This is a genomic window from Pseudolactococcus plantarum (assembly GCF_002441715.1).
Taxonomy (GTDB): Bacteria; Bacillota; Bacilli; order Lactobacillales; family Streptococcaceae; genus Pseudolactococcus; species Pseudolactococcus plantarum.
The window spans coordinates 66,380-82,848 of the sequence record NZ_JXJX01000012.1; the positions used below are offsets into that span (position 1 = coordinate 66,380).

Consider the following 16,469-nt stretch of genomic DNA (forward strand, 5'->3'; position numbering starts at 1 on the left):
CCTTGCATAAATCTGCATATTTTACTTGACAAATGCAATATTATACATTATTATTGTATATATATTCAATTAGGAGCGAATTAATATGAAAAAAGTAGCCATTATTGGGATTTCTGGTTATTCTGGATTGGAGTTGTTACGGCTACTTCACGGACACTCAGAAGTCACTGTTGTAGGGGTTTATGGGACATCAACTGTAGGTGAAAAGTTGACAGCTTTATTCCCAAAATTACAAGGATATGCAGAATATGCAGGATTAACGATTAAGCAGTTTGATGCAGCAGAAATTATGGCGACGGCAGATTTGGTCTTTTTTGCCACACCAGCTGGTATCGCAGCAATTCATGCAGCTGACTTTATCCATGCTGAGTTTCCAGTCATCGACTTATCTGGGGACTTTCGCTTACAAGACCCTAGTCAGTATGAAAAGTGGTATGCTAGACCTGCTAGTCATGCACAGTTACTAGCAAAAGCAGATTATGTCTTAGCTGACTTTGATACACCAAAAACAGCTTACATCTCAAATCCTGGCTGTTATGCGACGGCGACACTTTTGAGTTTAGCACCATTATACAAGGAATCGTTAATCCAGTATGACAGTGTTATCGTGGATGCAAAGTCTGGTTTATCAGGAGCTGGTAAAAAGTTGACCGACAGTAGTCATTATGTGAATGCTAATGAAAATGTTAGCATGTATAAGCTAAATCAACATCAGCATATCCCAGAGATTATCAACAAACTGATGACATGGCAGGAAAAGACGTTACCGATTCAGTTTTCGACTTCTCTAATCCCTGTGACTCGTGGTATTTTTGTCTCGACTTATGCAAAACTAGCAGCAGATGTCAGTTTTGAGCAGGTGCGTGAAGCCTATGAAAAAACATATCGGGATAGCTATTTTGTCACCGTATGTGAGCAAGGCCACCTACCTGATCTGCATCATGTGGTCGGGACGAACGTCACAGCGATCGGACTGGGCTACAATCCATTAACTAACACACTAACGGTTGTGACCGTTATCGATAATCTCGTGAAAGGAGCGGCAGGACAAGCCATTCAAAATATGAATCACTTTTTCAACTTTGATGAAAAAGCAGGGCTTGATCTTCTACCGATATTATAAATGACTAAATTCAAACAAATTAATGGCACTATCGCCTCACCTAAAGGGTTTACCGCAGATGCGACACATGCAGAACTCAAATTTCAAAAACTAGATTTGGGTGTGATTTTATCACAAGTTCCCGCAGCAGTTGCTGGCGTTTTCACGACAAATAAAGTAGCTGCAGCACCTGTGTTAGTTGGTAAAGAGTTAGTAGCAGGTGGTCTCGCCCAAGCAATTATCGTCAATTCTGCTATTGCAAATGCTGTCACTGGTGAAGAAGGGCTAACTAATGTTAAAAAAACGCAGCGCTTAGTTGCAGAGAAGTTTGACATTGACGCGAAACATGTAGGAGTCTGCTCGACTGGTGTGATCGGTAAACAGCTACCGATGGATAAGATAGCGCTAGGGATTTCAAAACTATCAGCTGAAAATGGTCATGCTACAGGCTTTTCAGAAGCGATTTTGACAACTGACTTGGTCAAAAAAGAAGTTGTCTATGAAGTTGAGCTGGGTGGTCAAACAGTGACAATCGCAGGTGTCTGCAAGGGGTCTGGTATGATTCATCCAAATATGGCTACCATGTTGGGCTTTATCACGACAGATGCTAAAATCGCACAGCCCTTGTTACAAAGTATCCTGTCAGAGGTGATCGAGACAACGTTTAACCAGATTACCGTGGATGGCGACACGTCTACAAATGATACGGTATATGTGTTAGCAAATGGGTTAGCTGAAAATACTGAAATCGTTGCAGGTACTGAAGATTTTGATAGCTTTAAATCTGTATTAGCAACAGTTTGTCAGGTATTGGCTAAAAAGATTGCTGCTGATGGAGAAGGTGCAACGAAATTAATCGAGGTGAGTGTATCAGGTGCACCAAATGACTTAGATGCTCGGATGATCGCCAAACATATCGTCGGATCAAGTCTAGTTAAAACGGCAATCTTTGGTGCTGACCCTAACTGGGGGCGGATCATCTCTGCTATCGGTCAAGTGGCACCTTTTGAGGTACCAGATATCGAGTTGACCATCCAAGGCGACTTAGTTTTACTGCATTCGACACCAGTTGATTTTGATCAAGCTGTGCTTTCTGAGAAATTAAAAGAGCCATCGATCGTCGTTCAAGTAGAGTTAAATCAAGGCGAGCATTCAGGAACAGCCTGGGGATGTGACTTGACTTATAAGTATGTAGAAATTAATGCGCTCTATCATAGCTAATCACAGCAGTCATTTGTTTTAAGAAAAGGAGCTTAGGATGACACATTTACTACAAAATTATGGGACTAGAATCCCTTTGACTATCACACATGGTGAAACGGTTTATCTATATGACGAAAACAACCAGAAATATCTAGACTTTACCAGTGGTATCGGTGTCATGAACATGGGCTATTCTTTTGAAGCAGGAAAAGCGGCTGTTAAAGCACAGATAGATCAGATTGCACATTTATCTAATCTCTATGAAAATCCTTTACAAGAAGCAGTCGCAGATGCGCTTGATCTAGGCGGTAATTATCAAGCTTTCTTTGCAAACTCAGGCACAGAAGCAAATGAAGCAGCCCTTAAAATTGCACGCTTAATCAAACCTAATACAGATATTTTAGCGTTTGAAGATGGGTTTCATGGGCGAACGTTTGGCGCGATGTCTGCGACCATGCAAGATAAAATTCAGTCAGGTTTTGAGCCACTCGTGCCAGGATTTACCAAAGCTATCTATAATGATGTGGATAGTTTGAACGCAGCGGTTACGTCAAATATCGGCGCCATCATCTTTGAAATCGTCCAAGGAGAGGGTGGCGTCACGCCAATCACACAAGCATTTGCAGAAGCGCTAAAAGCATACCAAAAACAGGGGGTATTGCTCATCGTTGATGAAGTGCAGACAGGAAATGGTCGGACTGGCTACTTATTTGCTTTTGAACATTTTGGCTTTGAACCTGATATTATTACCTCAGCTAAAGGATTAGGTAACGGGTTACCAGTCGGTGTGATGTTGGCTAAACAGGAGTATGCCGCTTATTTTAGTGCAGGCAAACATGGGTCAACATTCGGTGGGAATCCCTTAGCGATGGCGAGTGCAAAAGCTGTTTTAGGCGCACTGAGAGCACCAGGATTTTTAGCAGAGGTCACCGATAAAGCCACATATCTCACGACACTTTTGACTGATAAACTATTAGGTAAACCTGCTGTGAAGGCAATCAGAAATCTAGGCTTGATGGTTGGGATCGAGTTAGATGATGATCAATCTGTCGTGTCAGTCTTAACAGCTGCTCGCACAGAAGGCTTACTTGTCTTATCGGCAGGGCATAATGTCATCAGATTACTCCCACCACTGGTCATCACAAAAGAACAGCTAGCTGATGGTGTTCAGATTTTGGAGGATATTTTATGAACATGCCTGAAACACTGACTGCAGCCTTACCTTTTATGTTAAAATATCAAGGCCAAACCGTCGTCATCAAATACGGCGGCAATGCCATGACAGATGAAGGGATTAAGCAGGCTGTTTTAAGTGATATCTTACTACTCAAGACGATGGGCATTAATGTCGTGCTTGTACATGGTGGTGGTCCTGCCATTAATGAGATGTTAGACAAGTATGGTAAAACAACAAAATTTATCGGTGGCTTACGTTATACAGATAAAGAAACGGCAGAATTAGCCTTAGTCGCTCTTTCTGGGATGGTGAATAAAAGTCTTGTGCGTGATATTCAACGACTAGGTGGTGAGGCGATTGGTATATCTGGTATTGATGGTCACATGATTGAAGTGACACAATTATCACAAGAGCTTGGCTACGTAGGCAAAATCACCAAGATTAACACTGAAATTATAGAGAGAATTTCAAAAACGGCTGCTATACCAGTCATCGCGACGGCAGGTGTAGATGAAAACGGAGAAATCTATAATGTGAATGCAGATACAGCAGCCAGCCGGATTGCTGGAGAACTAAAGGCGGAACGCTTCATTCTTTTATCTGATGTTCGTGGGCTATATGCTAACTATCCAGAGGAAAGTTCTTTTTTATCAGAAATTACCTTATCTGGTATCGAGCAATTAATTGCATCAGGCAAAATCGCTGGAGGCATGATCCCTAAACTTGAAGCGATTCAGTATGCCATGCAAAGCGGGTTAAATGAAGCAGTCTTGTTAGATGGTCGGATGAAAAATTCATTAATTTTGGAATTATTTACAACTGAAGGATTCGGTACGTTAATCAAAAAAGATAATCTTGATTTGGCTAAATTTGATAAATTAAAGCACTGAGTTGACAAACCAATAGCTGATAAAGTAAGTATCTATTAATAACCACATGAGAAAGAGCAAGTGATCTTGCTCTTTTTGTTATTATTTTTTAATTAAAAAAACTAACTTTTTTATGTACAAATACCGACGTATATATTACAATGACAGTAAGTTAAATATTTCGATTATTTTAGGGATAAGGAGGAGGTGACGTTGAAGAAGGGAGTCTGTTTTCTAGTCATCCTAGTTGTGTTAACACTATCTTGGCTTAAAGTAGAGGATCTGTTAATCCGGCAGTCAAAATCTGTTGTAGATGAACAGGTGTGGCTAGTTCAAGGCAATCAAGATGTTTATGCACACATAAAGGTTGCAGGTACGGTAATTGACTATAGTATCGCCCAACATCCGACTGATGATGGTTTTTATTTGCGTCATGATGTTAAGGGACAAGCGTCGATTTATGGTGCCATCTTTACAGAGAAACTAAACAAAAAAGAGTTTAAAGATTTAGTCACGATTGTTTACGGACACTCGACCTATGATGGGTCGATGTTTGGTAGTTTACCGCGATTTTTAGAGGCTACTTTTTTTAAGGAACATCAAAATATCGTCATCACCACGCGATATGAAAGGATTAGCTATGAAATATTTGCCGCATATAGCTATACAGATGCGTACCTTTTTGAGACCTTTAATCTGGGAAATCAAGCATCAGTGTCGGCATATATCAAGACACTAAAAGGGTTATCCGACAGTTTAGGTGGTCAATATAGACAGGTCCCTTACGGGGAAAATGACAGGATGTTGATGCTATCGACATGTGACACAAGAGATAATAACAGGAGGGTTATTGTTCATGCCAAAGAAACTAGGAGAGAGTTGCTGGATGACACAGTGGCTAGTCGATAAGAAAAAACAGTATTTTGCCTTATATGTTATCGGGGTATTAGTTTATGGTGTTGGTAGTAGTTTTTTGTTAAATAAGACCTTTCTTGAAGCTGTCTTTTTGACATCAAGGGGATATCGGTTGAAAGCGTTAGGAGTTTTATGCTTGTTAACTGGGATGAGCATCCTAATTTTCATATTTTATCAATTTTATAAACGGATCGTGTGCAAACGAAAAATAGCTAAGGCCTTAGTGTATTATGTCCTACTCGTTGTGTTAAGTGGCATTTTACTAGGGTGCTTAGGTAAAGTCTTATATGACTATTTAGGCCGTGATTACAAGTCGATCAAACAAGTGATTTGGCTACTGACAACGCTAATCCAAGGTACGTTACGTTTTATCTTTATTTATTATTGTTTGATGACCTATCAATCGACAAAATTCGAGTGGAAAAGTAAGCGTTTTCTAAAAATGTTATTAGGAATTTGTTTGTTACTAAGTTTTTCTATAGTATTCAGTATTGTCTATCCAATATTCAGTTCACCTGTCATGTTCCTCTCGGATATAATCATTGCGACAAGCAGTGTCTATGTCGAAGGCGTTAAGTTAAAAAAGGAGTCTTGCATTGCAAAATAAGTTTAAAAAAATATGCCTAAATACGAGTAAATACTTTGCATTATCTGTCATGATACTCATGAATATCCCTATTGCCTATGCGACTGAGATCAAACAATCTATCGAGCAAAGTAAGTCAGCAGCTTATTATCAAGAAACGGTGGATGAACAACAGGCAGCTGCCATACCAGAAAAAAGCGTTAACACTGAAAATCAAGCGCAACAACCTCGTGATGCTGAGGCAAAAGAGGCAACAAAACCAGCACCAAAGCAAGAAGTTGAGCCGCCTACACGATTACCTGAGCTTTCAGAAGCCAAAGTGAATCAAGAAGAACAGGCATTAATCGCACAGTATGGTCAGCCAATCCTTGTCGACGGTCAGGAACAAATTTTCAAAAAAGATGACAGAAACTATATCACCTACGTGAGTAGCGATCGTAAGACTTATCAAGCTGAGGATGGCAATGCCTATCTGATTGATTTAACTTTGGTGAGTGAGCAAGCTGATGGCAAAACGATCTTTAAACCCAGAGGGAGCCCCGTAAGTGTCTCATTACCAGAAAAAGTCGATCAAACACAAGGTATTAAAGTCTCAAAAGGAAAAAATACGCTTGAATTAATCCCCAAAGATAAACAGTTTGATCATGCGACAGTAAAAGATAACGCTGTATTATATAATAACGTGGACGCGTCACAAGATGTTCAGTATACCGTTACAGATAACGGTGTAAAAGAAGAGATTATTCTGGATAAGTGGCGAGATAAGCACGAATTTGCCTATGAATTTTCATCTGAAAAGTATCGTGCTAGGTTAGAAAATAATCAAGTCCTCGTCACGAAAAAAGGAGAGAAAGCTGTTCTCTTTGTCCTTTCAGCACCTGTGATGGTTGATAAAGCTGGAGAAACAAGTACAGCGATCAAGATGCACCTAACGCAAGGTAAAAAAGCTTATACGTTAACGATCGATGCAGACAAAACATGGCTGACAGATGAGAAAAGAGTTTATCCTGTCAGGATTGATCCGACAGTTGTTGTGCCAACACAAAATCTTATCGATACCGTCACAAGTTCCGTCCATGGGACTTACCAAGGACGAGGCTACGGTTATGTTGGGTATATCACGCAAGCCATGACAGGTGTTTGGAATGCTAAAGACGTTGGACGTACACGACTCTATACCAAAGTGAACTATGATTTTTCGAAAATTCCAAAAGAAGCAAAGATTAATAGTGCGTCTTATAATCTCTATCAATATATTCAGTATCCACAGACAAATGCAACCTTCTCAAGTTATAAACTCACACAAGATTTTAACATTAAGGGACTGACATGGGATAATTCAGTTGGCTTGACACAAGAGCCGACTGGAGAAAAAGCGATCAGTAAAGCAAAATACGGGATGCACCGATTTGACATTCGTGATACGGTTAATAGCTGGGTACAAGGACTTAGTCCCAACTATGGCTTAGTGGTGCAAGCGACCAATGAAAATGATTATGGTGGGGCTTTTTATACCACTGACTCGACTGGTAGTACTGGGCAAGCTGATTTTACGCCTGATAAACGACCTAGTCTCACGATTAATTGGTCGGTACCTGATCCAGTTGATGCGACTTATCCGTTAGGCAAGACAACGGTTAATCTCAGATCTATGATCTCGTCAAATAAAAACGGTAAATTACAATTTCAAGGTGTCTTCGCCGATGGGATAACAACACCTGGGGCAATTGTGGACTATCAGTTAAGCGATCCAGCTAAAGCCTATAGTGGCCAGTCTTATGCGAGTTTTTCATACAAATTTCCTGATTCTAGCTTATTTAACCAGGCTTTTGAAAAAGGCACTACCAAATACAAAGATAAATTAGCAAACTGGCAAACAGGATTACCATTTACTAATCCGGATTTGAACAAAGTCTATACGATCGATGCTGAAAGTAAAAAAGGTGAGGCTAGTAGTGGAAAAAAGCAGAGTGAAAAATTTGTGATCTATAAAGTCACACAATACGACACCCTTCCTAAGATAGCTGCTTACTACGGCGTACCGCTGTCACAGATCGTTTTTGATAATCGGGTGCAAGATATGCTACTTGTGGCAAATAATACCCTGTTCATCCGAAATCCTAAACAGAATGCAGAAAAGCCCTATAACCCACCAAAATTATCTGATAGCTCAAAAGAGGCGATTGATAGTTTATTGATGGGGAGAGGGCTACATTGTGAATTTGGCTTTGAACCGGTTAATCTCAACACAGGTAATTTTTATCTCAATCGAACTGATGTAACAATCCCTAGTTTCACGCAAGACTTTGATATCACAAGACACTATAATTCAAAAGGTGCAAGTCAAAATAGTCTATTTGGTAGAGGGTGGTCGTTTGCCTTTAATGAGCAAGTGACGCGTGATGAAGCAGGTAATCTCTACTATACGCGAACGGATGGTAGTATTTTAAGATTTGCTAAAAACGGGGATACCTATACTGCACCGGCTGGGTATGACTTATCTTTAAGTGTTAGAGAAAAAGAAAAGAAAAAAGCAGATTTTGGTAATGGTGAAGAGAGCTACAGTGTTGTAGACTATCTCATCACAGATAAATCAGGTCAAGAAAAAACATTTAACTTTTTCGGCATGATTACCAGCCAAAAAGATGACAAAGGGAATCTGACAAAGCTGGATTATAATGAAAATGGTCAGCTCACTGCGATAACAGATCCTACAGGGTTAATTTATCGTATCTCAGTTAATGATGTCGGCTATATCTCACGTATCGGCCTACCAAATGGTGCGAGTTTATCCTATGACTATGATGCAGCAGGACATTTGATGCGCTATATCGATGCAAGTGATGCAGTCACGCGTTATGACTATAACCAAGAGGATCTCATGACGGCTTGGTATGACGGTAAGGGCAGTAAAATCATCGATAATACCTATGATGATAAGGGTCGTGTGATACAACAAGTGGATGGCATTGGTGCTGTTTCGAAGTTAGCTTATGGTGAAGGTAAAACCACAACCACTGATGCAAATGGAAATGTGACACGCTATCACTATGATGACCAGTATAGAACGACAAAAATAGACTATCCTGATCAAACTAGCTTAGCTAAGTCATATGATCAAGACAATCGTCTCGTGTCAGAAACAAATGAATTAGGCCAAAAAACAAGGATTACCTATGATGCTGCGGGTAACGTGTTAACGCAAACAAGAGTGGATGGTGCAGTTGAGACCAATACCTACGATGATAAGCATCATCTGCTAAGTGAAGTGGATTTTGATGGGAAAAAGACTGTATACACTTATGATGCGGTAGGTAATCTGAAGCAGGTCATTAAACATGATGGCGCAAAAACGTCGTTTAAAACGACTAAACAAGGGTTAATCACAAGCACAACAGATGCATTAGGACAAGTCACAACATACAGCTACACAGGCGCTTTCTTAACCAAAATCACGTCGCCATTAAAAGGTGTGACAAGTATGCGCTATAATGCGCATGGTCTGCCAGTAACCATCACTAACCCTTTGGGTGGTGTCACGACCATCACCTATGATCAGGAAGGAAGAAAAACAAGTGAAATAGATCCAGATGGCAGAAAGACGTCTTACGTGTTTGATGGTGCAGGACAAGTCACATCAAGTATGGACGGCAACGGTTTCACCTCAAAATTCACCTATGATGCGGTAGGTAATACGACTGCTATGGAAAATGGTGCAGGTGGTGTCTATCGCTATACGTATGACGGTGTCGGCAATAAACTTGTCATGGTTGATCCAGAAGGTCATGAAACAAGGTATGCTTATGATCAAAGAAGTCGATTAACGCGTGAAACAGATACTGAAAAAAATCAAACGTCTCATCTTAGAGATGCCTTAGGCCGTGTGTTAAAAATGACTAACGCAGCTGGCAATGCGACAAGCTACACCTATGCAGAGGGGATCAATCAAATTGCGAGTGAAACGGATGCGCTAGGCCAAGTTACCACAAATACCTATGATCGCAGTGGTAATATCACGCGCATCGTAAAACCTGATGGGTCAACGATTTCAAATGTATACGATGACGCAAATCGGTTGATCAAAACAACCGATGGGCTAGGCGTTGTATCAAGCTATACCTATGATCTGAATGGCAATAAACTGTCTGAAACGATAGATAAGCAAACCACCACTTACGCATATAATGGCCTAGGTAAGGTCACAGCTATCACCTATCCTAACAAGGAAAAAGTAGCTTATACCTATGATCTAGCAGGGGATGTCTTATCTTTCACCGATGCTAGAGGCAAACAAACAAGTTATGCCTACTCAAAAAGTGGCGCATTGAAGACAATCACTGATGCAAAAGGGCAACAAACTAAAGTCACTTATGATGACAATGGTAACCAATCAGGCTTACTAGATGCGGCAGGGTTTGGTGCAAAAACGCGTTATAATGCGCATAATTTACCAGAAACAGTGGTAGATGCCTTAGGCAATCAAACAACATACGCCTATAGCCAACTAGAACAAGTCACAAGTACAATCGATGCATTAGGGAATCAAAAATCATATACCTATAACGCACTCGGCTATCCAGTAGCTGTTAAAGATGAGAATGGAAACGTCTCAAAACTGAGCTATACACCGACAGGTCAAACTCAGTCAGTTGAAAATCCTGATGGCACCTCAGTTCAGTATCGTTATGACGCATTAGATCGCTTGATCTCAGAAGAAAAATCAAACGGCTTAATTACGACCTACGACTATGACAGTAATGACCGTGTCATTCAGCTAACTGATAATCAAGGGATGAATGAAAGTTATACCTATAATGCGCATGGGCAAAGACTAACGCAAACCAATAGTTTGGGAGAAACGACGACCTATGCTTATGATTTAAAAGATCACCTCATCAAAATGACCTATGCAGATAAAACGACTGAAAGCTTTACCTATGATGCCATGGGGAATTTACTGACGTCGACAGATGTGCTAGAAAACACAACAACCTATCGCTATGATCAAAACGGCAATCTAAAAGAGAAAAAAGATGCCAAAGGTCGTGTGACGAGCTATAGGTATGATGCGCTAAACCAAGTCGTCACAGAAACAAATCCTGCTGGTGGTAAAATCACCTATACTTATGATGTATTAGGGAATGTCTCGAGTATTACAGACGAAAACGGTGAAAAAACTAGCTATGGCTATGATGCTAACAAGAATCTAATTCTCTATACGGACGCTAAAGGGAGTCAAACAGCACTAAAATATGATCCCTTATCACGACTAAGTGAAAAAGTAAGTCCGACAGGTGCAGTAGAGCGTTTTACCTATGACAAACTCGGTAACAAAACAAGTGACATAAGTGCCGAAGGCAATCAAACAAGTTATACCTATGATAGTATGAACCGTCTGGCAAGTATCACGAAACCGACAGGAGGTGTCCAGCAGTTCACTTATGATGCAACAGGTGCTGTGCTATCTGAAACAGATGAAAATCAGCATCAAACTAAGTATGAAAATGACTTATATGGGCAAACGAAGAGCAGAATCTTAGCAAATGGTGCAAGATACAGCTATGCCTATGATAAACTGGGTCGTTTAAGCAAACAAACGGCACCTAAGGGCTTGTCCCAAAGTTATCATTATGATGTTTCTGGTAATCTGATCAAACAGGTTGACCAGTCTAAACGCGAAACAAGGTATACCTATGATAAAAGTGGTCATGTCCTCACAACGACCAATCCTGCGAACTTAACCACGAAATTTAGCTATGATGACAGTGGTAATCTGACCCAAGCGACCACACCAAACGGTCTTAAGACTAGCTATAACTATGATGTCATGGATCGTCTCAAAGCAGTCACACAACCCACTGGTAGACAAACAACATATGACTATGACCCAGTAGGCCAGTTGACGACGAGAACGATCAACGGTGATCGAAAAGAAACCTATCACTATGATCCAAACGGGAATTTGACCCAAACAATCAATGCGAAAGGTCAAAAAAGGACTAAAAATTACGATGACAGTAATCGCTTGATCACAGAGACTGATACAGCAGGTCGTCGTACCGCTTATCGATATGATAAAGATGATCGACTGACTAGGATCATGGCCAGTACAGGGACTACTAGCGATTTATCCTATGATGAAAATGGCAACCTCACACAAGTCGCTTCTGGAGGCAAACGCCTGAATACGTATCGCTATGACAAGGCTGATCAGTTGATCGAAGCAAAAGTTGGTTTAGATAAAGAGGCTTCAAAAACATCATATGCTTATGATGCTGTCGGCAATGTCACTGAAATCACAAACGGTAATGGTAAAAAGACCACTTATCGCTATGATGAGTTATCAAATGTCGTCGAGAAAGTGAATAGTTTAGGCGATAAGACAGCCTATACCTATGACGCAGAAAATCGCCTTAAAAAAGTGAAACAGGCAAATCAAAAGACCATTACCTATGATTACAACACCTTAGACCAACTCTTAAAAGTAGATTACTCAGAAAAATCAGATGGTCAAGTCTTGTATACCTATGATGCGGATGGTCGACGTGTGTCGATGAATGATTTAACCGGCCAGACAGATTATGCGTATAATGACGCCGGAGATATCACTGGTTTACGTCAAGGAGATGGGAGTTTAATTCAGTATGCGTATGACAAGTATGGCAATATTAAACAACTTACCTACCCTGATGGTAGTCAAGTCGCCTATCGTTATGATGAACTAGATCGGCTTATCGAGGTGATCGATAAAGATAAGCAGAAAACTAGGTATACCTATGATGATGCGGGTAACATGACAGCAGTCAAACGTGCAGATGGGTCTAGATCGTACATGCGCTATCGACTAGATAATCGGATAGAGCAGATCACACACCTAGATAAAAAAGGTAAAACCATCTCAGCTTACGACTATGACTATGATGCTGATAACCAAATCTCTGAAGAGCGTATCACACAAGATGGTGAAACACTAGTTCAAAAATATGTCTATGACAGTTTAGGTCAGCTGACCCAGATGACGATTTATGATCAAACTAAAAAACATGAAAAAGCTGATTACCAGTACACTTACGATCAAGCTGGTAATAAATTAACGAGTACGGCGCGTGTTGGTGATCAAAAAACAGTCACTAACATGACATATGATGCCAATAATCGCTTGGTCAGCCAAAGTAATGCAGGAAAGACAACCACTTTCAGTTATGATCAAAACGGTAACCGCATCAAAAAATCAGGAGAAGATAGTGAGCTAACCTATGTCTATGATACGGAAAATAGGTTACTGGCAGTTAAAGATAAGGCGGGGCTTTTACAAGCTGCACTCTATGATGGGGATAGTAATCGTGTCTTTACTGCTAGTCAGGCAACAGGTAAAACAACTTATCAGCTCTTTAGTGAAAAAGCACAAAAACAATCGCCTAAAACCAGTACAAAAGGACAAGGCAACTCACTTTTCTGGTATGGGTTCACAGAAAATGTCATCCAAGGATTCTCTAGTTTATCAGAAACGATGGGAAATTTTTGGATAGACACTTTCGATACACTATCGCAAGCCTACCATCAAAAAATCGCCAAAGATCGAGCAAATAAAGAAGGTATCGTCGTTAATCCACCAGAGTTGGGTAATCGCCCAGGTGAGGGAGATGTCACTTATGCATCACAAGTAAAAGATGTCTTGATCCCTTACACGACTCGAGAAGACAGCTATCAGTACTATGAGACTAGAAACTATGTGAATGATATTAACCAAGCACATACACAAGTCCTGCAAACTTATGATGAGGCGCTAAACCCGAGAGAACGCTATACCTATGGTAACGAACGCCTAAGTTATGAAAACAGTCAGACAAAACAAACCTATCAGTACTTGAGCGATGCAAGAGGTAGTGTGACTGGTATGACAAAAGACGGTAAGGCTGAGTCATCTATGAACTATGATGCTTTTGGTAAACCGGATACCAAAGATAAGACTGGTAATCCTTATGGCTACACTGGAGAAGCCCAAGATGTGACTGGACTCAGCTATCTGAGAGCCAGATACTATGATAGCCAGTCAGCTACTTTCCTCAGCCAAGATAGCTATGAGGGAGAACAAGATACTCCTTTAAGCCAGAACGGCTATAGTTATGTCGAGAATAATCCGATTAACTATACCGACCCGACAGGGCATAAGAAAAATATCTTCCAAAAAGCATGGGGATGGACGAAAAAAAACGCCAGTAAGGCATGGAACACCACCAAAAGAGTGGCCAATAACCTCTGGAGTGGTACCAAAAAAGTCGTCAGTAATGTGGTAAACTGGGTAGGTAATCAGATCAGCGCCGTATCCAGAACGGCAGGAAATGTCTGGAACGGCATCCAAAAAACAGCCAGCACTGTCTGGAATAGTGCTAGAACTTATGCCGCCAACCAATCCCAGTACTATGCGTCTGGTGGTTATGCTCAACTTAGCTACATCAGAGCCATACGGCAACAAGCCATCCGCTCCGCACAAAGGCAACAACGGATAAGTCTTGAATACAGTCAACTCACAGGAAATAAAGGTAAGCCTAAGACTAAAGAAGGTAAGAATATCTTTAAGAACTGGGGAGCGTCACTAAAAGAGACAATCCGGAAGTTTTGTACGACTGCTAAAAAGCCAAAAAAACAAGTTATAAAGAAAATTGAGTCTGTTAATCTTCCAACCACAAAAGGAGAAATAACTAGAGATTACCATTGGTCTACTAATTACAATATGTATGTCAATAATAAGACTGGTAGTCCGTCACAAGAAGTTACTCTTTTATATAACACAATTATTGCAGAAGAAAGTGCTCCTAAAAAGGACTCACGACTAGAATTCTACAATGAGATGATTCGGACTGGCAAACATCCGAGCACTGGTAAAAAACTGTCTAAAGCAGAAAAAACAAATGCTCAATTGATGATATATAGCTTAGTCTTACAGCCATTTGTTGGGGCTTACAGTGCTTCAAAATTTAATCAACAAAAGAATGTAGCTGGTAATGGTGGTAAGAGTTCTGGTGGGGCTGATTTTTCAAAACCAAAACACTTCTTAGATGATGCCTTGAAGCAACAAGGATTAAATAAAGTACCTGAAAAATTGAAACAAAAATGGACATATGGTGAGTATAATTATGAGGTGAGAGTACACCCAGGAGATTCTAAATATACAGAGGCTAAAACAATATATAGAGCTTCGAGAAAGCTAAAACCAATCCAAGGAAAACAAGGATCGGGCATAGAGTATATGGATAAAAATGGAAAATGGTGGCATCAAAGTGAGTTAAGAGAATTTAATGGGGATGGTACTCTTAACCCGCTCTTTAATAAGGATGCTGCAAAAAATACTCATATTCCTATGGACTGACAACTAATAAAAGGAAAATCTAAAATGAAAAAAAATAAAATTATAAATGAACTAGATAAAATTAATGAATATTTAAAAAAATGTATATGGATGGATTTTGAATTTGCTCAAATGAATGCGAGTAATGTAATTGTAGGTGGTAGAAAAGATGTTAGCTATGATGAATGGGCTATTAATATTTATTTTGGCAATCCTTTCTATGTGACAACACTATTTTCTTGGCAGTTAGACAATTCTAATCCTTTTATTAAGTTAGTAGAAGGTGATGAAATGTGGGATATTATTAATAAATACCAAATAGAAGAAGGTAATTATATTTTTAAGATTAATGCTGAAGATTATGAATCAGCTCCGATAATAATTGCAAGTAAAAGTCTTAAAGTCAAAATTATAAATGAAAACCCATTTTAAAAAAATAAAGGCACTCTACTATCTGGTTGGTTAGGGATAGTAAAGCGTTGACTAGTAAGCATAAACTCTCTAATTGATTTGCATAGTAGGCAAACGCTAACTAAATTCTAAACTATAGAAACGGTATGAGTGATTAAACAGTTACTGATACCGTTTCTTTGCAGATAAAATAAATAGTGCTAAAAAATATGTCGGCAATTACCAACTAAATAAAATTTTAATAATTTAGTAGTGAGGGATAATAAAAGTTATGGAAAAAAGAATTAAACTCAAAGAAAATGATGTTTATTCGATGTGTGAAAGCAAAGATTATCTAATATTAAATAATAATTATAATGGATTGACACTATATGATAGTGGTTTAAACTTCATCAAAAACATCATTATAGCAGAAGATTTGATGATTTATGAGATATATAATTCAAGATTTGATAATAGGATAGTAATATTTGATGCAGAAAATCAAATGTTATATTTTATAGATTTAAATAAAGTATCTCACGTTATTTCCGTTAGTACAGAAGTTATATTCTTGAATTTCTTTAAATTTGATAACAATAATTTTATTTTAAGAAGTAGAGAAGTAGCATATACATTTTGTTTTGAATCAGGTCAACTGATTTCCACTCATCCATATGTCTATGAACATATTTTATCAGTGAGCAATCAACAAATAATGATTGAAAAAAATTGTAAACTATATACTGTAGGGAATAAGGGGGAAATTAATTTAAATCAAGCATATGATGACAATAGTTTATATGTCATCTCAGAAAAATATGTTATAGAATACGATGAAAATAATATATTTTGACGTTAAGTCAATTTATTAGAGT

Annotated in this window: 9 protein-coding genes; all 9 read left to right on the forward strand. The window is 39.3% G+C overall.

Annotation, left to right across the window (positions count from 1 at the left end; genetic code table 11):
- Nucleotides 1-85 precede the first annotated feature (85 nt).
- Nucleotides 86-1,123 carry an N-acetyl-gamma-glutamyl-phosphate reductase gene (gene argC / locus RU87_RS08480; RefSeq protein ID WP_068164113.1) on the forward strand — a complete coding sequence of 346 codons (1,038 nt, stop codon included), beginning with the start codon at nucleotides 86-88 and terminating at the stop codon, nucleotides 1,121-1,123.
- Nucleotides 1,124-2,323: a bifunctional glutamate N-acetyltransferase/amino-acid acetyltransferase ArgJ gene (argJ, locus tag RU87_RS08485; RefSeq protein WP_068164111.1), complete on the forward strand. Its 1,200-nt coding sequence runs from the start codon at nucleotides 1,124-1,126 to the stop codon at nucleotides 2,321-2,323. It begins immediately after the preceding gene.
- A gap of 37 nt (nucleotides 2,324-2,360) precedes the next feature.
- Nucleotides 2,361-3,497, forward strand: coding sequence for an acetylornithine transaminase (gene argD, locus RU87_RS08490; protein WP_068164108.1), 1,137 nt, complete (start codon nucleotides 2,361-2,363; stop codon nucleotides 3,495-3,497).
- Entirely contained in the window at nucleotides 3,494-4,372 is an 879-nt protein-coding gene (gene argB / locus RU87_RS08495) for an acetylglutamate kinase (protein WP_068164105.1), read from the forward strand. Before argD ends, argB begins: the two co-directional genes overlap by 4 nt.
- Nucleotides 4,373-4,564: 192 nt before the next feature.
- Nucleotides 4,565-5,260 carry a class B sortase gene (locus tag RU87_RS08500; RefSeq protein WP_068164103.1) on the forward strand — a complete coding sequence of 232 codons (696 nt, stop codon included), beginning with the start codon at nucleotides 4,565-4,567 and terminating at the stop codon, nucleotides 5,258-5,260.
- A complete protein-coding gene (locus RU87_RS08505) occupies nucleotides 5,238-5,873 on the forward strand; it encodes a hypothetical protein (protein ID WP_068164099.1) in 636 nt (211 codons plus the stop codon). The genes RU87_RS08500 and RU87_RS08505 overlap by 23 nt, the downstream gene beginning before the upstream one ends.
- Nucleotides 5,863-15,222, forward strand: a complete 9,360-nt coding sequence (locus RU87_RS08510; RefSeq protein WP_068164097.1) for an RHS repeat-associated core domain-containing protein — start codon at nucleotides 5,863-5,865, stop codon at nucleotides 15,220-15,222. Before RU87_RS08505 ends, RU87_RS08510 begins: the two co-directional genes overlap by 11 nt.
- Before the next feature lie 24 nt (nucleotides 15,223-15,246).
- The gene (locus RU87_RS08515; RefSeq protein WP_068164094.1) at nucleotides 15,247-15,633 is read left to right on the forward strand and encodes a hypothetical protein; all 387 of its coding nucleotides are present in this window, start codon (nucleotides 15,247-15,249) and stop codon (nucleotides 15,631-15,633) included.
- A 250-nt stretch (nucleotides 15,634-15,883) separates the two neighbouring features.
- Complete coding sequence (locus RU87_RS08520; protein WP_096835839.1) at nucleotides 15,884-16,447, forward strand: hypothetical protein; 564 nt, start codon at nucleotides 15,884-15,886, stop codon at nucleotides 16,445-16,447.
- The last annotated feature ends 22 nt before the right edge of the window (nucleotides 16,448-16,469 follow it).

What these genes read in the sequence shown, in the direction of transcription:
- argJ (WP_068164111.1), top strand. Translation starts at nt 1,124, where the DNA reads ATGACTAAATTCAAACAAATTAATGGCACTATCGCCTCACCTAAAGGG.
- RU87_RS08515 (WP_068164094.1), top strand. Translation starts at nt 15,247, where the DNA reads ATGAAAAAAAATAAAATTATAAATGAACTAGATAAAATTAATGAATAT.
- RU87_RS08520 (WP_096835839.1), top strand. Translation starts at nt 15,884, where the DNA reads ATGGAAAAAAGAATTAAACTCAAAGAAAATGATGTTTATTCGATGTGT.
- RU87_RS08505 (WP_068164099.1), top strand. Translation starts at nt 5,238, where the DNA reads ATGACACAGTGGCTAGTCGATAAGAAAAAACAGTATTTTGCCTTATAT.
- argD (WP_068164108.1), top strand. Translation starts at nt 2,361, where the DNA reads ATGACACATTTACTACAAAATTATGGGACTAGAATCCCTTTGACTATC.
- argC (WP_068164113.1), top strand. Translation starts at nt 86, where the DNA reads ATGAAAAAAGTAGCCATTATTGGGATTTCTGGTTATTCTGGATTGGAG.
- argB (WP_068164105.1), top strand. Translation starts at nt 3,494, where the DNA reads ATGAACATGCCTGAAACACTGACTGCAGCCTTACCTTTTATGTTAAAA.